This window comes from Methylobacterium sp. P1-11 (genome assembly GCF_008329595.1).
GTDB lineage: Bacteria > Pseudomonadota > Alphaproteobacteria > Rhizobiales > Beijerinckiaceae > Methylobacterium.
On record NZ_NPKS01000034.1, the window covers coordinates 1 to 19366 of the forward strand.

A 19366-nucleotide genomic window follows, 5' to 3' on the forward strand; every position below is an offset into this window, starting at 1 on the left:
ACGGTGCGGCCGCACCTGGAGCCGGAGCGGTCGGTGCGCGACACCAGCCTGCAGCGGCCCGGCCGCGTCCGCCGCGTCGCCGTGCTCGGCGCGATCAGCGCCACGAAGGGCGGCCTGTTCCTGCAGGCCCTGGCCACCGACGCACAGGACCGGGACCTGCCCCTGCACTTCTCGATCGTGGGCTTCTCCGACCCGGCGCTCGCCGTCGGTCTGGAGCGCGTTGGGGTCGCCCAGACCGGGCGCTATTCCGGCGACCACGAGGCCCTGGACCTGGTCTGGCGGGTCTCGGCCGATCTCGTGCTGCTGCCGGCGATCTGGCCCGAGACCTACTCGTACGCGCTGACCCTGGCGCTGCGCACCGGCCTGCCGGTGGTGGCCTTCGACCTCGGCGCACCGGCCGAGCGGTTGCGCGCCTATCCGAACGGCCACCTGCTCCCCTGCACGCTGGCCACCGACCCGGCCGCCTTCAACGACCGCCTGCTCGCCATCGACGTCTCGGCTACCGGCCGGCTCTCGGTGCCGATCCGGGCCGCCACCTACAACGACCTGAGGCGCGACTATTACGGCCTGGATCCGGCGCCGGCCGGAACCGGACATCCCATCGACGAGGACGCCGCATGATCTCCGTCAACGAGGAAATGAAGCAGGAGATGCTGCGGCGTGGCATCTCGGTGCTGCATCCTGCCCCCTTCGGTCTGCCGGAAGACTGCATCTTCGAGCCTCCGTGCAGCATCAAGTGGATGGGGATCGATTACTGCCTCACCATGGGGGCGTTCTCCTACGCGGTGAGCGGCTATTATTTCGGCGCCGACATCGCCCGCTACTGCTCGATCGGCGAGAGCGTCCAGGTCGGGCGCGGCAGCCATCCGGTCCAGTGCGGCTCGACCTCGCCGCTGTTCTACACGCACCACGCGGCGGTGTTCGACCGCCTCGACCCGCGGGCGGAGGATTACGAGATCTGCGGCCCCTATCTCTGGCCCAAGCGCGTGCGCATCGGCAACGACGTCTATATCGGCCACGGCGCCTTCCTGATGCCCGACATCACGATCGGCGACGGGGCGGTGATCGGCGCCATGGCGGTGGTGACCAAGGACGTGCCGCCCTACGCGATCGTGGCCGGCAGCCCGGCCCGGATCGTCAAGATGCGCTTCCCCGACGCGCTGATCGAGCGCTACCTGAAGGTGCAATGGTGGCGCTACGCCTTCTGGGACCTGCGCCAGTGCTCGATCACCGACCCGGAGAAGTTCATCGACGCCGTCGAGGAGCGGATCGCCGGGGGCATGCAGGAATACCGGCCGGAGCTGATCCCGATCCAGTCGCTGGTGCCGGGCGCCTGAGGCTCGGGGCGCCCGGCTGCCCGTCCGCTCAGCCCGCCAGCACGCGTGCCGCCGCGTCGCCGAGGGCCCGCACCCCGAGGGCCAGGTCGGCGTCGCTGGTATCCTCGGCCCAGTGATGGCTGATGCCGCCGATCGAGGGCACGAACAGCATCGCGGCCGGGAGGATCCGGGCGACGTTCTGGGCATCGTGGCCGGCGCCCGACGGCATCACCTGCCACCGGCCGGGGCAGACCGCCTCGGCGGCCTCCGACAGGGCACGCATCAGGGTCGGGTCGCAGGGGGCGGGGATCGCCTTCGCCAGGGCCGTCAGCGTGGCGGGGCAGCGCTCGCGCCGGTTCGAGTCCCGCACCAGCGCCTCCAGGCAGGCCTCCATCCGCTCCAGCACCGGCATCGCCACGTCCCGGAACTGGAAATACACCTCGGCCCGGCCCGGGATGATGCTGAAGCCGCCGGGATCCAGGGTGATCCGCCCCGTGGTCCAGGTGCTGCGCGGGCCGCAGACCTTCGGAAATTCTCGGTCGATCGCCGCCAGCAGCCGCACCGCCGAGAGGCCCGCATCCCGGCGCTCCGCCATGGTGGTGCCGCCGGCATGGTCCTGGTTGCCTTCGAACACGATCCGGAACTGCCAGATCGCCACGATGCCGCTCACCACACCGAGATGCAGGCCGGCGGATTCGAGCTGCGTGCCCTGCTCGATATGCATTTCCAGGAAGCCGCGGTAGCGGTCCGGATCGAGCCGCATCCGGGGCAGCCCGGCGAGGCCGGCGGCCTGCAGGGCGTCGCGCAGGGGCGTGCCGTCGGTGCGGTTGCGGGCCTCGTCGATCTCGGCCTCGGTCAGGTCGCCGATCGCCGAGCGGCTGCCCAGGAAGCCGCCGGAGAAGTGTCCCTCCTCGTCCGCGAAGGCGACGACGTCGACGGGCAGGCCGGCGCGGGCCAGCGCCACCCCGGCCACGACCCCCAGCGCCCCGTCGAGCCAGCCGGCCTCGTTCTGGGTCTCGATGTGGCTGCCGACCAGCAGGTGCGGGCCGGGGCCGCGATGGCGCCCCAGCACGTTGCCGATCCCGTCGATGGAAGCCTCCAGACCGCAGGCCTCGAGCCGGGCCATCAGCCAGCGGCGGGATTCCATGTCCGCGGCCGAGAAGGTCGGCCGGTGGACGCCGGTGCGGAACCGGCCGATCGCGCGCAGGTCGTAGAGGTCGGCCAGAAAGGCCTGGGTGTCGATCTCGGTCATGATGAGCCCAGCTGCTGAAGACCCGGGCGGTGCAAGCCCCGTGCGGCAGGCTATTCCGCCGCCGCAGGTCTCGACGCTCCGCCCTGCGCGCCCTCCATCCAGACGGCGAGGTCGGCCCGAGCCCGGTCGGTCAGCGCGCGCTTCTTCAGCGCGGCCTTCTCGGGCCCGCGCAGGCGCCGGCCGGTCTCGTTGCGGGGGGCCCGCTCGAGCGGCGGGAACAGGCCGAAATTGACGTTCATCGGCTGGAACGAGCGCGGGGCATTGGCCTCGCCGTCCGCCGCCACGTGGCCGCCGGTGATGTGGGCGATGAGCGCGCCGAGGGCCGTGCTCTGGGGCAGGGGTGCGAGGGGCCGGCCGGCCGCCTCGGCCACCGCGAACCGGCCGGCCATCAGCCCGACCGCGGCGCTCTCCACGTAGCCCTCGCAGCCGGTGATCTGGCCTGCGAAGCGTAAGGAGGGCCGGGCCTTCAGCCGGAGGGTGGCGTCGAGCAGGCGCGGGCTGTCGAGATAGGTGTTGCGGTGCAGGCCGCCGAGGCGGGCGAACTCGGCCCGCTCCAGGCCTGGGATCGTGCGGAAGATCCGCACCTGCTCGGCATAGGTCAGCTTCGTCTGGAAGCCGACCATGTTGTAGAGGGTGCCCAGCGCGTTGTCCTGGCGCAGCTGCACGATCGCGCAGGGCTTGACCAGCGGGTCGCGCGGGTTCGTGAGCCCCACGGGCTTCATCGGGCCGTGGCGCAGGGTCTCGGGCCCGCGCTCGGCCATGACCTCGATGGGCAGGCAGCCGTCGAAATACGGCGTGCCCTCCCATTGCTTGAACCCGATCTTCTCGCCCGCCACGAGGGCGGCCACGAAGGCCTCGTACTGCTCCCGGTTCATCGGGCAGTTGAGGTAGTCCGCACCCGTACCGCCCGGTCCCGGCTTGTCGTAGCGGGACTGGAACCACGCCACGTCCATGTCGATCGAGTCGCGGTGCACGATCGGCGCGATCGCGTCGAAGAAGGCGAGGGACTCGGCCCCGGTAAGCCCGCGGATCCCCTCGGCGAGGGACGGCGCCGTGAGCGGCCCGGTGGCGACGATGCAGGGGCCCCATGCCTCCGGCGGCAGGCCCTCGACCTCCCCGCGCGCGATCGCGACGTTGGGGTGCTGCTCCAGCGCCCGGGTCACGGCGGCGGCGAAGCCCTCGCGGTCGACCGCGAGCGCCCCGCCCGCCGGCACCTGGTTGGAATCGGCCGCCCGCATGATCAGCGAGCCGAGGCTGCGCATCTCCTGGTGCAGCAGCCCGACGGCGTTGCCCGCGGGGTCGTCCGACCGGAAGGAATTCGAGCAGACGAGTTCGGCCAGGCTGTCGGTCTGATGAGCTTCGGTGCCGCGCACCGGGCGCATCTCGTGGATCACCGCGCGGTGTCCGGCTTCGGCGACCTGCCAGGCGGCCTCGGATCCGGCGAGGCCGCCGCCGACGATGTGGATGGTCTGTGTCATGTCTGAGAATAGCGAAGGACCGCCGTCCGGATCAACGGGCGGCGGTCCTTCGGGAAGTTCGTCACGAACGCTGGGATCAGACGCGGGCGACGCCGCGGATCTCGCTGCGGTTGATGCCGAGATCGGCAAGGTCGCGGTCCGACAGGCGGGACAGCTGGGAAACGGTGTCGCGGTACCGGATATAGGCGCGGACGCGGCTCAGGACGCTACGGGCGGCGGACATGGTGTGCTGTGACCTCTGCTCGAGCAGACGATGGCGCCTCATTGCGCATCGCTGCCTCTTGTTGGTGCAACGCACATATAATCCCCCCGCAGCGCAGCAGGAGTCGCAAGGTCAAGCATCAGACCTGCGGAAATCGCATAACCGGCTTAAGAAACCGGCAAGGTTTCCAAATGGTCATTCTTTGTGCGCATGCGGACCGCCGGAAGGGTCGCGCTTGGCGTTCCACAAACACGACGGGCGCCCCGCCGGCCGGCGGGGCGCCCGTCATGCGATCCGGATTGCCCGGAGCTGGATTTCAGTAGAACGGCCGCGGGCCGTAGAAGCCATAGGGCCGATAGAAGGGTCGCGGCCGGTAATACCCGCCGTAACCACCATAATAGATCGGCCGCCGCCAGTACCCGTAGGGCCGCGGGCCCCAGTTCGGCCGGCAGATGCCCCAGGGATTGGGATGGAAGCCGGGGCCGCAGCCCCCGGCCGCCTCGGCGGACCCCGCGAGCCCGAGGCCGCCGGCGATCGCGGCGGCCATCACGAGCGCCTTCGCGCGCGGTGCGCTCAGAACCGTCATGACTGGATCTCCTCAATGCGTCCGGCGGATCGGGAGCCGGTCGTCGAAGATTTGGCCCCGCCACCTGAACCGTTGCTGAGCCGTAGGTTGTGTCCGGTACAGCCCGCGACGACCGCGGCGGCAACGCCCCGCGCCGCGCGAAGGTTGCGCGGCGCAGGATGGGCCGGGACGAGCCTGCCGGGCCCGCTCAGTGGAGCGAGGGTGTGCGCAGGAACCGCTCCCGGTCCCCGGACACGAGGGCGAGCTTCACGCCGCGCCCTTCGCGGCGGACCGTGAGGGGCACCCGGACCCCGGCCTCGCCGAGGGCCCAGACGCTGCGAAACAGCGCCGCAAGATCGGCCACCGGCTCGCCGGCCACCGCCTCGATCACGTCGCCGGCCTGAAGGCCTCCGGTCTCGGCCGGACCGCCATCGGCAAGGCCCATCACGACGATGCCCTCCTCGCTCTCGGTGGCGTAGAGCCCGAGCCAGGGGCGCGGCGGCCGGTTGGCCCGCCCGCGGGTGGCGAGATCGTCGAGGATCGGCGTCAGCAGATCGATGGGCACCACCATGTTGATCGGTCGTGCCGCGCCGCTGCTCCCCTGCTGCAGCTGCAGCGAGCCGATGCCGAGCAGATCGCCCTCGGGACCGATCAGCGCGGTCCCCCCCCAATGCGGGTGCGCGGGGGCGGTGAACAGGGCCTCGTCGAGGACGTATTCCCAGTAGCCGGCGAATTCCTGCCGGGCCACGACCTCGACGGCGACGCAGCGCTGGCGGCCGCCCGCCCCCGCCAGCACCGCCCGGTCGCCGGTCTTCAGCCCGGCCGAGCGGCCGAGCGGGAGGGCGGGCACGCCGAGGGTACCCAGCGCCTGGACCAGGCCGAAGCCCGTGGCCGCGTCGAAGCCGAGGACGTGGCCCGGCACCGAGCGGCCGTCCCGGGTGGTCAGCCAGACGCTCTCGGCCTCGGTGACGAGGTAGCCGATGGTGAGCACGAGACCGTCCTCGCGGATCACCACGCCGTTGCCGGCGCGCTCGGTGCCGAGCGTCTCGGCGGTGAAGGCGCTCTCCGGGATCCGCGCCGACAGGGCCAGCACGGCGGAGAGCGCCCGGTCGAGATCGTAGCCGTAATCCGCGGGCCTGGGCTGGGCCTGCGCGGGGATCTTCCACTCGCCCTGCGTCGCCATGACATTCCTTCGGCTCGTCCGCCTGCGGTCCGGCCGGCACCGGACGCGCGCAATCGGCCCACCATAGGATGTCCACGCCGCCCGCGTCACCCGCGGCCCGGTGCGGCGCATGGCACGGGCTTGCTCGGCGCGGTCCGCGGTGGGCGCGGCACAACGAAAAACCGCCCGGCGGAGCCGGGCGGCGCGCCGTCCCGGAGGACGGCCTGTCGGAGATCCGGGCGCCCCCGCCGCGCGGCGGGAGCCCGGCGTCTCGGGATGGTCTCAGTACTTGCGGACCAGAGCCGCCGGGACCGGCGAGGCGGCCGGGGCCGGCGAGTACAGCGGCACGATGAACCGGATCCAGCCGTCGGTGGAGTAGTTGTCGCGGGTGCGGCCGAACGCGTTGGTGAACTGCGCGCCCGTCACGACGTCGCGGGCAACGTAGGCCTGGACGGTGAAGATCTTGAAGTCGTAGCCGACGAGGCCGCCGAGGGCGAAGCGCCCGCGGTTGCCGGCCGCCGCGCTGGCCTGGCTGATGTCGAAGTTGTAGGTGCCGTAACCGATGGCGCCGATCTCGAAGTTGCCGAACTTCTTGGTCGCCGTGAGGTCGAAGTTCAGGGCGTCCGACAGGCGGATCGGGCCGATGGCGGCGCCGACCTGACCGGGGAAGCGGCCGGGCGAGTCGTAGATGTTGGCGGTCAGGTTGGCGGTCAGGTTCCAGCCGTCACCCGTGTAGCTGCCGGCGATGCCGAAGCGGTAGGTGTTGGAGGAGAGCTGCGGCAGGACCGGGGTGGCCGTCGTGCCGTTGGCGGTGATGATCGAGCCGCGGTCGCCGTTCAGGTCGTTCAGGTAGACGCCGCCGAGCAAGCTGACGCCGAAGTTGCTGCCGAGGTCGAAGGCCCAGATGCCGCCGACGAAGGTGCCGACGTTGATCGAGATGTCCTTGTTGCGCACGCCCGCCGGGTTGCGGGTGAAGGCGAACACGGTCGGGGGTGCGACGAGCAGCTCGACGCGGCCGCCGAACGGCACGAACGGGGTCGACCAGACCAGGACCGGGATGTTGACGGCCGTGTCGGGATCGTTCCGGCCTTCGGTACGGCGATAGGTGAACGTGTTGATCGCGTAGAGGCCTTCCGGCAGCGGCGCGCCGACCGCGAGGCCGACCTGCTCGCCCGGAACCGTCGTGGTCTGCGCCTGCGCGATCGTCGAGGCCATGCCGACCGTGAGCGCGACCGTGCCGGCCGCGAGCCAGTTCTTCATCATTTTCTCATTCCTTCCCAAGGTCACACGGCGTCCGTCCCGCATTCGGCACTTCCTTGCCGGTCTGCTCGCCTATCGCGGCTGCCGGCTTCGAACCTGCCGAGCGCCCCCACGGAGCCTGCCCGTCTCAACGTCTGCGACTATTCTACAGAGACCTGCGGAAAGACAGTGGAATGCTCGCCGAAACGCCACAACCGGCCGAACCGTTGCGCAAAAGCCGCATTTTTGCGGCGATGCAACACTGTCCACAGACTGCGCTCGAACGGGGGGGTTCGGCAAAATATCGTTGAACGGTCAAGCTGTTGTCGCGCCGGATCACGGGAGAATCCGGCAAGGCCCGGCGGGTGATCGGGCAGGCCGCCGGGCCGGGCAGGCCGGCCGGAATCCGGCTCCGCACCGGCCGGCGACGGGTGCGAACCGGCGGCCCGCGGCTCGAATCACCGCGCGCCGGGCCGGTTCCGGCCGGCGCCCGGCAGAAAGTGCCGCGCCGGCCCGCCCGTCTCGCGGCCTCGTCCCCGGTGGCCGCGACGCCCGCCGCGCACCGGGAAGGCCCTGCGGGCTACTCGGCGGCGCGACCGCGGCTCGCGGGCGCGGCGGGGCGCCGCGCCAGCACCTCGCGCAGGAACCGGCCGGTATGGCTGGCCTTCGCGCGGGCGATCTCTTCCGGCGTGCCCTGCGCCACCACCTTTCCGCCGCCGTCGCCGCCCTCGGGGCCCATGTCGATCACCCAGTCGGCGGTCTTGATCACTTCGAGGTTGTGCTCGATCACCACCACCGTGTTGCCCTGGTCGACCAGCTCGTGGAGCACCTCCATGAGCTTGGCGACGTCGTGGAAATGCAGGCCGGTGGTCGGCTCGTCGAGGATGTAGAGGGTGCGGCCGGTGGCGCGCTTCGACAGCTCCTTGGAGAGCTTCACCCGCTGCGCCTCGCCCCCCGACAGGGTGGTGGCCTGCTGGCCGACATGGACGTAGTGCAGGCCGACCCGCTTCAGGGTCTCCAGCTTGTCGCGGATCGCCGGCACCGCCTTGAACAGCTCGGCCGCCTCCTCGACGGTGGAATCGAGCACGTCGGCGATCGACTTGCCCCGGTACTTCACCTCCAGGGTCTCGCGGTCGTAGCGCTTGCCCTTGCAGACGTCGCAGGTGACGTAGACGTCGGGCAGGAAGTGCATCTCGATCTTGATGACGCCGTCGCCCGAGCAGGCCTCGCAGCGCCCGCCCTTGACGTTGAACGAGAAGCGGCCGGGCTGGTAGCCCCGGGCCTTGGCCTCCGGCAGGCCCGCGAACCAGTCGCGGATCGGCGTGAAGGCGCCGATATAGGTGGCGGGGTTCGAGCGCGGGGTGCGGCCGATCGGCGACTGGTCGATGTCGATGACCTTGTCGAGATGCTCCAGCCCCTCCAGCCGGCCGTAGGGGGCCGGGTGCTCCAGGGCGCCGTTCAGCTTCTTGGCGATGGCCTTGTAGAGGGTGTCGATCACCAGGGTGGACTTGCCGCCCCCCGAGACGCCGGTGATGCACGTGAAGGTGCCGAGCGGGATCTCGACGTCCACGTCCTTGAGGTTGTTGCCCCGTGCGCCGAACAGCCCGAGCTTGCCCTTCCGGCCCTTCCGGCGGGCGGTCGGCGTGCGGACCGCCATCTCGCCGGTCAGGTACTTGGCGGTGAGCGAGGCCGGGTTGGCCAGCACCTCCGCGGGGGTGCCCTGCGCGATGATCTCGCCGCCGTGGATGCCGGCGCCCGGGCCGACATCGACCACGTAATCGGCCTGCAGGATCGCGTCCTCGTCGTGCTCGACCACGATCACGGAATTGCCGAGGTCGCGCAGGCGCTTCAGCGTGCCGAGCAGCCGCTCGTTGTCGCGCTGGTGCAGGCCGATCGAGGGCTCGTCCAGCACGTAGAGCACGCCGGTCAGCCCCGAGCCGATCTGCGAGGCCAGCCGGATGCGCTGGCTCTCGCCGCCCGAGAGCGAGCCCGAGCCGCGGGCGAGCGTCAGGTATTCGAGGCCGACATCCACCAGGAAGCTCAGCCGGTCGCGGATCTCCTTGAGGATCCGGACCGCGATCGCGTTCTGCTTGGCCGTGAGTTTGTCCGGCAGCTCCGAGAACCAGCGATGCGCCTCGCTCACCGAGAGGGCCGTGACATCGGCGATGTCCGCCATGGCGACCTTCACGGCCAGCGCCTCGGGCTTCAGCCGCTTGCCGCCGCAGGTGGCGCAGGGCGTCTCGCTCATGAAGCGCCCGATCTCCTCCCGGACCGCGTCGGAGTCGCTCTCCTTGTAGCGGCGCTCGAGATTCGGGATCACGCCCTCGAAGGGCTTGGTGACCGTGTATTTGCGCAACCCGTCGTCGTAGGCGAAGCGGATCGACTGGTTCCCCGAGCCGTACAGCACGATGGCGCGGGCCGTCTCCGACAGGCCCTGCCACGCCACCCCGGTCTTGAAGCCGAAATGCTCGGCCAGCGCGTCGAGGGTCTGGCCGTAATAGGGCGAGGTCGATTTCGCCCAGGGACCGACCGCGCCGCGCTTCAGGCTCAGGGCCGGATCGGAGATCACCAGCTCGGGATCGATCCGCATCTCGTGGCCGATGCCGCTGCAGGTCGGGCAGGCGCCGAACGGGTTGTTGAACGAGAACAGCCGCGGCTCGATCTCCGCGATGGTGAAGCCCGACACGGGGCAGGCGAAGCGCGACGAGAAGGTGATGGTCCGGGGCGCCTCGCCCTCGGGGGCGTCGGCGAACACGATCTCGCTGATGCCGTCGGCGAGCTCCAGCGCGGTCTCGAAGGAATCGGCCAGACGCGCCGCGATGTCGGCCCGGACCACGATCCGGTCGACCACCACGTCGATGTCGTGCTTGAACTTCTTGTCGAGCTTGGGCACGTCGTCGATGGCGTAGTACTCGCCGTTGACGCGCAGCCGCTGGAAGCCCTTCTTCTGGTATTCGGCGATTTCCTTGCGGTACTCGCCCTTGCGGCCGCGGACCACCGGGGCGAGCAGGTAGAGCCGGGTCTTCTCCGGCAGCTCCAGCACCCGGTCGACCATCTGCTGGACGGTCTGGCTCTCGATCGGCAGGCCGGTGGCGGGCGAGTAGGGGATGCCGACCCGCGCCCAGAGCAAGCGCATGTAGTCGTAGATCTCGGTGACCGTCCCCACGGTGGAGCGGGGATTCTTGGAGGTGGTCTTCTGCTCGATGGAGATGGCCGGCGAGAGCCCGTCGATCTGGTCGACATCGGGCTTCGACATCATCTCCAGGAACTGGCGGGCATAGGCCGAGAGCGACTCGACGTAGCGGCGCTGCCCCTCGGCGTAGATCGTGTCGAACGCGAGCGACGACTTGCCGGAGCCCGAGAGCCCGGTGAACACCACGAGCTTGTCCCGGGGGATCGTCAGGTCGACGTTCTTGAGATTGTGTTCCCGGGCGCCCCGGACCGCGATGACCCGCCGGTCATGGGCGCTCGCCGGTGCGGCGTCGAACAGGGCCTCCAGCTTGGCGTCGACGGCGGCCTCGGCGGCGGCCGCCCGCGCGACGGGCATGCCGGCCTTCACGCGCGTCGGCTTGGGAGGCGCCGCCTCGGACGCCACCCCTGCGGCGGGGACGGCCTTGGGACCCGCCTTGGGGCCGGAACTCGCCTTGGGCGTGGTCTTGAGATTCGTCTCGGACACCGTCTTGGGAGCGGCTTTGCTGGCGCCGGCCCGGGCTCCGGCACCGGTTCCGGCACGACTTCCAGCTTGGGCTTTGGCCATGTGGGCGGCGGTCTTTCGAGGCGTCGACGCGGTCGGATCGGGTTCGCGCCGGGCCAGCCGCCGCACCGACTCATGTCGAGCCCGGAGGGGCCGATGGCAAGGTGGGCCGGCGGGACGCAAGCCCGTCATGCGCCGCCCTTGCTAGAACGAAACGCGTACGGCGGCAACCGCTCCGTGAACGAGCCGCCACCCCTGCAAGCGCGGCGAAGCGATCCAGCAGCGCCCGGATGTCCGCCCAAATGGGCGCCCAAGGAACAAGCGGGCGCCCAGGGAAGCAGAGCAGGCACGTGAGCGCGCACGTGACCTGACCGCGCAAGCGAGAGCGGTTGCGCCATCCCGGCCCGCTGCGCTGCGCGCCATGCCGGCTCGCCGCGCTGCGCGCGATGACGGCCGCGGTGTTGCACCGCGGGAGCCGAGGCCCCACGTCGCCGGGATCCATTCTCGGACTCGACCCCATCGCAGGTGCCGATGCCAGTGCTCGACCTGACCGGCCCGGCCGCCCTCGGCGGGGCCGGAGATCGGAACGCGGCCCGCGGGCAGCGCGTGTCCACGCGGCTCCTGTTCCTGATCGTCGGCATCGCCAACGCCACCTGGGCGCCGCTGGTGCCGCTGGTGAAGGACCGCGCGGGCCTCGACGCGGCGGGACTCGGCCTGCTGCTCCTCACCTTCGGAATCGGCTCGCTCCTGGCGATGCCGAGCGCGGGGGCGGCGGCCGCGCGGCTCGGCTTCCGGCCGGTCCTGCTCGCCGGAACGCTCGCGCTCGGCCTCGCCTTGCCGGTGCTGGCCGTGGGCTCGGGCCTCCTGCCGCTCACCCTGGCGCTGCTGCTGTTCGGCGCCGGGATGGGGGCGATCGACTGCGTCATGAACCTGCAGGCGGTGGTGGTGGAGCGCGCGAGCGGGCGGCCGATGATGTCGGGCTTCCACGGCCTCTACAGCCTCGGCTGCATCCTGGGGGCGCTGATCGCCAGCGTCCTGCTGGCCGCCGGGCTCGGCGCAGGCTGGAGCGTGCTGCTCCTGGTCGCCGGGATCGCGGCCCTGTTCGCGGCCGCGTGGCCCGGCATCCTGCCGGCCGGCCGGGCCCGGGGAAGCGGCCCCGCCCTCGCGCTGCCCCAGGGCATCGTGCTGGTGCTGGGCCTGCTCTGCTTCGTGGTGTTCCTCACCGAGGGCTCGGCCCTGGACTGGAGCGCCCTGTTCCTGATCCAGCACCGGGGGCTCGATCCGGCCTGGGCGGCGCTCGGCTACGCGGCCTTCTCGGTCACGATGACGGCCGGGCGTCTTGCCGGCGACGCCATCGTGGCCCGGCTCGGCCGGCGGACGGTCGTGATCCTCGGCGGCCTGCTGGCGGCGGCCGGCCTCGCGCTCTCGGTCGTGGTGCCGGCCTGGGAGGCGGCGCTCGCCGGATACGCCCTGGTCGGGGCGGGCTGCGCCAACATCGTCCCGGTCCTGTTCACGGCGGCCGGCCGCCAGACGGCGATGCCCGAGAGCGTGGCGGTCCCGGCGGTGACGACGCTGGGCTATGCCGGGGTGCTGGCGGGCCCGGCCCTGATCGGCTTCGCCGCGCAGGGGGTCGGCCTGCCGGCCGCCTTCCTGATCGTGGCCGCCCTGCTCCTCGGCGTGGCGGCGGCCGGGCGCTCCCTGCGGGTCTGAGGCCCCGGTCTGGGGCCCCGGTCGGAATCTCAGGTCCGCGGCGGCGGTCCGAGGCTCAGGTGGCCGCGTTGCGGGCCATGAAGGTCGCCGGGCTGCCGTCCTCCGGGTTCACGAAGACGATGTCGGTGGGCGCCCGCCGGGGCGTGTCGATCGACAGGAAGGTCACCGGCGCGCCGGACTCGATCTCCGGCATGGCGTGGACAATGCCCCTGGCGAAGAACAGCAGCTGGCCGGGGCCGAACGCGGCCACCGAGGCGGGGTCGCCCATCCAGAAGGTGCCCCGGCCCGACAGGCAGTACAGGTACTCGTCGCAGGTGGCGTGATAATGCGGCGGGGTCGGCCGGTAGACCCGGAACACCCGGGCGCTCGCGGCCGCCCGGTCGGTCAGGTAGGTGTCGGCCAGGAGCGTCGCGGCGCTGTCGGGCAGGGCCGCCGCCAGCGCCGCCACGTCGAAGATCCCGGTTTCCGCCATCCCGTCCCCCTCACGCCGGAAAGCCTTCGAGCACGATCTTGCCCTTGGCGCGCCCGCTCTCGATCAGCGCGTGGGCGCGCCGGAGGTTCTCGGCGTCGATCCGCCCGTAATGCTCACCCAGGGTGGTGCGCAGGCGCCCCGAATCAACGAGGCGGGCGATCTCGTCGAGGAGCGCGCCCTGGGCGGCGATGTCGGCGGTGCCGAACATCGAGCGGGTGAACATGAACTCCCAGTGCAGCGACAGGCTCTTGCGCTTCAGGAGCCCGACATCGAGGCGCTCGGGATCGTCGATCAGGGCCAGCCGCCCCTGCGGGGCGATCAGGTCGACGATCGCGGCGAGGTGGGCGTCGGTATTGGTCGTGGAGAAGACCAGCCCCGGTGCGCCGAGCCCCAGGGCCGCCACCTCGGCGGCGAGGGGCCTGGAATGGTCGACCACGTGGTGGGCGCCGAGATCCCGGCACCAGGCCGCCGTCTCGGGCCGCGACGCGGTGGCGATCACGGTGAGGTCGGTGAGTTCCCGGGCGAGCTGGATCGCCACCGAACCGACGCCCCCCGCCCCGCCGACGATCAGGATCGCCGGTGCGGCGCCCGGCACGGGCTTTCCGGTGTCGAGCCGGTCGAACAGGGTCTCCCAGGCGGTGATCGCGGTGAGCGGCAGGGCGGCGGCCTGCGCCCAATCGAGGCGCGCCGGCTTGTGGCCGACGAGGCGGGCGTCGACGCAATGGAACTGGGCGTTCGTCCCCGGCCGGGTGAGGTCGCCCGCATACATCACCGCGTCGCCCGCGGCGAAGCCCTGGACCTCCGCGCCGGCGGCGACGACGGTCCCGGCCGCGTCCCAGCCCAGCACCTTGAGTCCGCCGGCCTCCGGCTCGGCCCGGCGCCGGACCTTGGTGTCGACGGGATTCACCGAGACCGCCTCGACCTGCACCAGGAGGTCGCGCGGGCCGGGCTCGGGCTGCGGCAGGTCGCAATCGACCAGGGCTTCGGGATCGGTGATCGGCAGGGATTTGCGGTATCCGACGGCGCGCATCGTGATCTCCTCGAACGGTCGCCGCAGGAGATGCCGCCTGCCTTCACAGGCCGCAAGTACGCACATAAAACGCCGATAGTGCCGAAAACGATACCGTCGGAGAGGATGCCATGCCCCGCACCCGCCACCACACCGGCGCCTGCAGCCCCGGCTGCGCCGTCGAGGCGACCCTCCGGTTCATCGACGGCAAGTGGAAGGGCGTAATCCTCTACCACCTGCTGGAGGGGACCCTGCGCTTCAACGAGATCCGGCGGCGGCTCACCAGTGTAACCCAGCGCATGCTCACGAATCAGCTGCGCGAAATGGAAGCCGACGGCCTGATCACCCGGACGATCTATCCCCAGGTCCCGCCGAAGGTCGAATACAGCCTGACCGAGCGGGGGCGATCCCTCGAGCCGGTTATCCGCGCGCTGAAGACATGGGGTGATCTGCACGCCGAGCCGGCACAAGCGATCCAGAACGCCGCCTGATTGGGCAGATCCGTGCCGGATCTGTACGAAGCCGCATAACCCTATCTTTATGACTTCACCGGATGGTGAACCGTCTCCTGCTGGACGGTCCCAGATCTTCCGATGCCCATCCTTGCCTCGCTCCGCGCCCGCATCCTCGCGGTGGCGCTCGCCCCCTGCCTCGCCTTCGCGGGGGCGGCGGGCCTGGCCGTGTCGGACCAGTGGGCGCGGCGCGGCGAGATGGACCGGGTGGAAAGCTTGGTCGGCCTCGCCTCCCGGATCAGCGCCTTCGTGCACGAGGCCCAGCGGGAGCGCGGAGCCTCAAGCCTGTTCCTGGGCGCGAGGGGGGCGCAGTTCGGACCGGACCTGGCGGCCCAGCGCGGACGCACCGACGCGGCGCTCGCCGGGCTGCCCGGGGCCATGGCCGTCGCGACGGGCTTCGGCCCGGTCTTCGCGGCCCGGGGAGACGGCTTCGCGAAGGCGCTCACCGGACTCGCCGCGCAGCGCCGGGCGGTCGATGGCCTGACGGCGGGCACGCCGTCGGTCGTGGCCTATTACACCGGCCTGATCGGCGAGGGGCTCGGGCTCGTGCGGGCGATGGGCGGCGTGATCGACGAGGCCGGCCTCGTAGCCCGGGCGAATGCCTACGCGTCCTTCTTGTCCATGAAGGAGGCCGCGGGCCTGGAGCGGGCCGCCGTCTCGGCCGCCTTCGCGTCTGGCCAGCTTGATCTCGCGGCCGCCCGCCGCCTCGCCACGCTCGCTTCCGAGCAGGCGACCTATGCCGGCCTGTTCCGGGCCGGGGCCGAGGCCGGGCAGGCGAGCCTGCTCGACGCCGCCGAGGCGACCGAGCCGGCCCGGGAGGTCGCGCGCCTGCGGACGCTCGCGCAGGAGACGGTACCGGGTACGCCGCTCGCCTACCGCGACGCGCCGGCCTGGTTCCGCCTCGCCACGCAGCGCATCGACGCCCTGAAGGGCGTGGAGGACCGGCTCACCGCCGATCTGGTGGCCGCCGCAGGCGCGGTGCATGCCCGGGCCGACCGGATGCTGATGCTCTGGGCCGCCGGAGGGCTCGCCCTGTTCGCCCTCTCGGCCGGCCTCGCGGTCTGGCTCGGCACGGCGATCGCCCGGCCGCTCGTCCGGATGGCGCAGGTGCTGACCGCGATCGGCCGCGACGAGGGCACGGCCGATCTGGCGATCCCGGCCGGCGGACCGCGGGAGGTCCGGGCGATCGCCGCGGCCGCATCGGCGTTCCGCGACAGCGTCGCCGAGCGCCGGGCGGCCCGGGCCGCGCAGGAGCGGCTCGCCGCCGAGACCGCGGCGGCCCAGCGCGCGGCGGCCCTCGGCCTCGCCGACAGCTTCGAGCGCCAGGTCGGCGGGATCGTCGAGGCGGTCTCGGCCGCGGCCACCGAGCTGGAGGCCTCCGCCCACGGCATGGCCCGGGCAGCCCAGGACACGACCGATCTCAGCCGGGCGGTGGCCAAGTCCGCCGATTCGGCCGCGCGCTCGGCCGACACGGTGGCGGCGGCCACCGAGGAACTCACCGCCTCGGTCCGGGAGATCGGCGTGCAGGTCGGCGCCTCGGCCGACCTCGCCGCCGCCGCGACCCGGGACGCGGACGGGATGGCCGGCGAGGTGCGGCGCCTTTCCGAGGCGGCCGGCAGCATCGGGGAGATCGTCGCGATCATCTCGCAGATTGCCGGCCAGACCAATCTGCTGGCGCTCAACGCCACCATCGAGGCGGCCCGGGCCGGGGAAGCCGGACGCGGCTTCGCGGTGGTCGCCGCCGAGGTGAAGCACCTCGCCGAGCAGACCGCCCGGGCCACCGAGGAGATCGCCGCCAAGGTCGCCGAGATCACCGGTTCGACGGAAGCCTCGGTCCGGTCCATCGGCGGCATCACCGAGGTGATCCGCACTCTCGCCCGGATCGGCGCCGAGATCGCCGCCATGGTCGAGCAGCAGGGCGCGGCCACCGCCGAGATCGCCCGGACCACCGGGCAGACCTCGCAGGATACCCGCGGGGTCTCCGGGCACATGGCGGGCGTCGGCGAGGCGGCCGGCACCGCCAGCCAGGGCTCGGCCCAGGTGCTGCAGGCGGCGGCCGACCTCTCCCGCCAGGCGGGGGACCTGCGCGGCGCGGTCGAAGGCTTTCTGGCCCGCATCCGGGCCGCCTGAAGACGGGGATCCCAAAGGGCTGAGCCCGGCGACAGGGCGCGGCCCTGCACCCGCGAAAGGTCCGGGACCTATCGGATCGGGGACTTTTCTACCCGCCGAGACCGAGACCGAGGAGCCGGTCGGCGTTGCGCCAGAGGGCGGCCTCCAGGGCGGCCTCGGAGAGCCCGAGCGCGCGGAAATCCGCCACGCCCTGGCTCATCGGGCGGAACGGGAACGAGGAGCCGAACAGGAACTGGTCCTTCATGAAGCCGTTCGCCGCCTCGACGTAGAGGCCGCCGCCCGGCGCGAAGGTGTACATGTCCGGCGAGACGAACACGTTGGCGTTGCGGAACGCCACCGCCACCATGTCGGCGATGCGCGGGTAGAACCCGTGGCAGCACACGATCGGCAGCTTCGGGAAGGTCCGGGCGACCCGGTCGACCGCGAGCGGGTCGTTGAGGCGCAGGTCCGGCGTGGTCGGGCCCGACATCACGAAGGCCGGGACCCCGAGGTCCTGGCACAGGTCGTAGAGCGGCATCAGGCGCTCATCGTCGGCCGTCATGGCCTCGCGATAGAAGCCGGCATCGAGGTTGATGCCCTTGAAGCCGAGTTCGGTCACGGCGCGCTTCGCCTCCGCGACCGCGGCCTTTCGGCCGAGCTTGACCGGATCCACCGAGGCGATGCCGATCAGGCGCTTCGGATCGTGCCGCGCGGCCTCCGCGAGCGCGTCGTTCGTGACCCGTACCCCCGGGACCGAGCGGGCGACCATGACGGCGACGTCGATGCCGGCCCCGTCCATCTCGGCGCAGAAACCTTCGATCGTCGTGCCGCGCGTGAAGTGCTCGACCTCCCGGCTGCCGACCCGGGCATTCAGCCAGCGGGCAACCCCGAATTCCGGCGTGTCGGGCTCGGCGCCGAAGAACCTGTGCAGGAAGGTCGGACGGCTGCGCATGTCCACGACGGGCATTTTCTGCGACTCTCCGGTGAGGCTGGGGGATCGTCCGGTGTGTACGGGCAAGTCCCGGGTTTCCAAAGGGCCAGCGGGCCCTTTGGCGGGGTGTCGGGGCGGAGCCCCGACGAGCACGGCTTCGCCCTGCACCCATGACAAGGTCCCGGACCTTTCGAGACCAGTGTTTCTCGACTCAAGACTCCGGAACCGTTCGGCACGACGCCGTGAGGCCGGGCGACATCAGTGCGAGACGGCCTCCAGGACCTTGCCGCGGGTCTCGACGCCGAGGATCAGGACCAGCAGGGCGGCGATGAGGAAGCCGCCGGCCCCGACCTGGAAGGCCGCGGCCGGGCCGTGATCCCGCACCAGAACCGGCACGATCATCGGGCCCAGGATCGCGCCGATCCGGCCGAAGGCCGAGGCGAAGCCGGCGCCCGTGGCCCGAGCCCGGGTCGGGTAGAGTTCCGGCGTGTAGGCGTAGAGGCAGCTCCACATGCCGAACATGAAGAACTGCATCACGAAGCCGGCGACGAACAGCCAGGTCACCGCGATGCCCGAGACGGTCAGGAGCGACCCGGCGCCGGCATTGCCGTACAGGTAGGCCGAAGCCGCCGCGCAGATCAGGAACAGGGCGGTGGCGGGCTTGCGGCCGACCCGCTCGAGCAGCACAGCCGCGGCGGCGAAGCCCGGGATGCCGCCGAGGGTGATCAGGGTGACGAAGCCCACCGAGCCGACGTTGGAGAAGCCGCGCTCCTTGAGCAGCACGGCGATCCAGGCGTTGAGGCCGAAGAAGCCGATCAGCGCGAAGAACCACAGCCCGAACGCCATCACGGTGCGCAGGCGGTATTCGGGCGCGAACAGCGTCGCGACGGCGCCGAGCCGCGGGGCCGGCACCGCGGCTGCCGGGGCCGGAGCCGGCGCGACCGGGGGGAGGGGACGGCCGGTGGCCCGCTCGACGGCCCGCTCCATGCGGGCCATCACGGCCTCGGCCTCGCCCCGGCGGCCGATCTCGGCGAGCCAGCGGGGCGATTCCGGCATCGTACGGCGCACCGCCAGCACCACGAGCGACAGCAGGCCGACCACCACGAAGGCCCAGCGCCAGCCGAGATAGGGCAGCACGAAGAAGCTGATCGCCCCCGAGAGGACGTAGCCGACCGCCCAGAACCCCTCCAGGATCGCGATGTACTTGCCGCGCACCGGGGCCGGGACGATCTCCGAGACCATCGCCTGCGCCACCGGCGCCTCGCCGCCGACCCCGACCCCGATCAGGAACCGGCAGGCCATCAGCACGGGCAGGCTCCAGGCGACCGCCGCCGCGAGGCTCGCCAGACCCCAGACCACCATGGTGACCTGGAACACCGCCTTGCGGCCGAACCGGTCGGAGGCGGTGCCCGCGAGGATGTTGCCCACGAGCTGGCCCGCGAAGGTCATGGCGGCGAGCTGGCCGGCCTCGGTGGGCGTCAGGTTGAACGCCGCCACGATCGCGCCGAGCAGGAAGGTCAGGAGCGCCACGTCGATCTGATCGACGAGCCACGCCGAGGCGATGATCGCGAAGATCCTGCGCTGGTAGCCCGACATGGGCAGCCGCTCCAGGCGCGCCGCGATGTCGGAGGCGCCGGGGCGTTCTGCGGCTGGCGGCACGGTCGGCTGTCTCCTGCCGCGTGCCGGACCGTTCCGGGGCGGTTCCGCCGATCCGG

Annotated in this window: 16 protein-coding genes; 5 read left to right on the top strand and 11 right to left on the bottom strand. The window is 71.8% G+C overall.

Features of this window, described 5'->3' with window-relative positions; all coding sequences use genetic code 11:
* Window positions 1–621: glycosyltransferase (locus CIW48_RS26280; RefSeq protein ID WP_149313386.1), on the top strand; the 621-nt coding region annotated here is incomplete at its 5' end.
* Complete coding sequence (locus CIW48_RS34620; protein ID WP_149313387.1) at window positions 618–1337, top strand: CatB-related O-acetyltransferase; 720 nt, start codon at window positions 618–620, stop codon at window positions 1335–1337. The genes CIW48_RS26280 and CIW48_RS34620, both read left to right, overlap by 4 nt.
* A gap of 28 nt (window positions 1338–1365) precedes the next feature.
* Here CIW48_RS34620 and CIW48_RS26290 read toward each other — a convergent pair whose 3' ends face one another.
* The 7 genes from CIW48_RS26290 to uvrA all read right to left on the bottom strand — a co-directional run bounded on the left by CIW48_RS26290 (window position 1366) and on the right by uvrA (window position 10971).
* On the bottom strand, window positions 1366–2568 hold the full coding sequence (locus CIW48_RS26290; RefSeq protein ID WP_149313388.1) for a Zn-dependent hydrolase: 1203 nt from the start codon (window positions 2566–2568) through the stop codon (window positions 1366–1368).
* A gap of 50 nt (window positions 2569–2618) precedes the next feature.
* Window positions 2619–4046: a methylenetetrahydrofolate--tRNA-(uracil(54)-C(5))-methyltransferase (FADH(2)-oxidizing) TrmFO gene (trmFO, locus tag CIW48_RS26295; protein ID WP_149313389.1), complete on the bottom strand. Its 1428-nt coding sequence runs from the start codon at window positions 4044–4046 to the stop codon at window positions 2619–2621.
* Between the two features lie 76 nt (window positions 4047–4122).
* Window positions 4123–4269, bottom strand: a complete 147-nt coding sequence (locus CIW48_RS26300; protein ID WP_091787538.1) for a DUF1127 domain-containing protein — start codon at window positions 4267–4269, stop codon at window positions 4123–4125.
* Between the two features lie 295 nt (window positions 4270–4564).
* The gene (locus tag CIW48_RS26305) at window positions 4565–4834 is read right to left on the bottom strand and encodes a hypothetical protein (RefSeq protein WP_091787388.1); all 270 of its coding nucleotides are present in this window, start codon (window positions 4832–4834) and stop codon (window positions 4565–4567) included.
* A 187-nt stretch (window positions 4835–5021) separates the two neighbouring features.
* Entirely contained in the window at window positions 5022–5996 is a 975-nt protein-coding gene (locus tag CIW48_RS26310) for a S1C family serine protease (RefSeq protein ID WP_091787391.1), read from the bottom strand.
* A gap of 261 nt (window positions 5997–6257) precedes the next feature.
* The gene (locus CIW48_RS26315) at window positions 6258–7238 is read right to left on the bottom strand and encodes a transporter (RefSeq protein ID WP_149313390.1); all 981 of its coding nucleotides are present in this window, start codon (window positions 7236–7238) and stop codon (window positions 6258–6260) included.
* Window positions 7239–7794: 556 nt separating this feature from the next.
* Window positions 7795–10971: an excinuclease ABC subunit UvrA gene (gene uvrA / locus CIW48_RS26320; protein WP_149313391.1), complete on the bottom strand. Its 3177-nt coding sequence runs from the start codon at window positions 10969–10971 to the stop codon at window positions 7795–7797.
* A gap of 468 nt (window positions 10972–11439) precedes the next feature.
* On the opposite strand from uvrA, the gene CIW48_RS26325 reads away from it, so the two are divergent.
* Window positions 11440–12618 (top strand): MFS transporter, encoded by a 1179-nt coding sequence (locus CIW48_RS26325; protein WP_149313392.1) that lies wholly within the window; start codon window positions 11440–11442, stop codon window positions 12616–12618.
* Window positions 12619–12673: 55 nt separating this feature from the next.
* Here the strand turns inward: CIW48_RS26325 and CIW48_RS26330 are convergent, their stop codons facing one another.
* A complete protein-coding gene (locus tag CIW48_RS26330) occupies window positions 12674–13090 on the bottom strand; it encodes a cupin domain-containing protein (protein ID WP_149313393.1) in 417 nt (138 codons plus the stop codon).
* A gap of 10 nt (window positions 13091–13100) precedes the next feature.
* Window positions 13101–14120, bottom strand: coding sequence for a zinc-binding alcohol dehydrogenase family protein (locus tag CIW48_RS26335; protein ID WP_149313394.1), 1020 nt, complete (start codon window positions 14118–14120; stop codon window positions 13101–13103).
* 110 nt (window positions 14121–14230) lie between these two features.
* Between CIW48_RS26335 and CIW48_RS26340 the strand changes: the two genes are divergently transcribed.
* Together CIW48_RS26340 and CIW48_RS26345 are read left to right on the top strand one after the other, a co-directional pair.
* The gene (locus CIW48_RS26340) at window positions 14231–14590 is read left to right on the top strand and encodes a helix-turn-helix domain-containing protein (RefSeq protein ID WP_091787408.1); all 360 of its coding nucleotides are present in this window, start codon (window positions 14231–14233) and stop codon (window positions 14588–14590) included.
* A gap of 102 nt (window positions 14591–14692) precedes the next feature.
* The gene (locus CIW48_RS26345) at window positions 14693–16741 is read left to right on the top strand and encodes a nitrate- and nitrite sensing domain-containing protein (protein WP_149313395.1); all 2049 of its coding nucleotides are present in this window, start codon (window positions 14693–14695) and stop codon (window positions 16739–16741) included.
* An 88-nt stretch (window positions 16742–16829) separates the two neighbouring features.
* On the opposite strand, the gene CIW48_RS26350 is transcribed toward CIW48_RS26345, so the two are convergent.
* Both CIW48_RS26350 and CIW48_RS26355 read right to left on the bottom strand, forming a co-directional pair.
* Window positions 16830–17687, bottom strand: coding sequence for an amidohydrolase family protein (locus CIW48_RS26350; protein WP_149313396.1), 858 nt, complete (start codon window positions 17685–17687; stop codon window positions 16830–16832).
* Between the two features lie 222 nt (window positions 17688–17909).
* A complete protein-coding gene (locus CIW48_RS26355; protein ID WP_149313397.1) occupies window positions 17910–19310 on the bottom strand; it encodes an MFS transporter in 1401 nt (466 codons plus the stop codon).
* Between the last annotated feature and the right edge of the window lie 56 nt (window positions 19311–19366).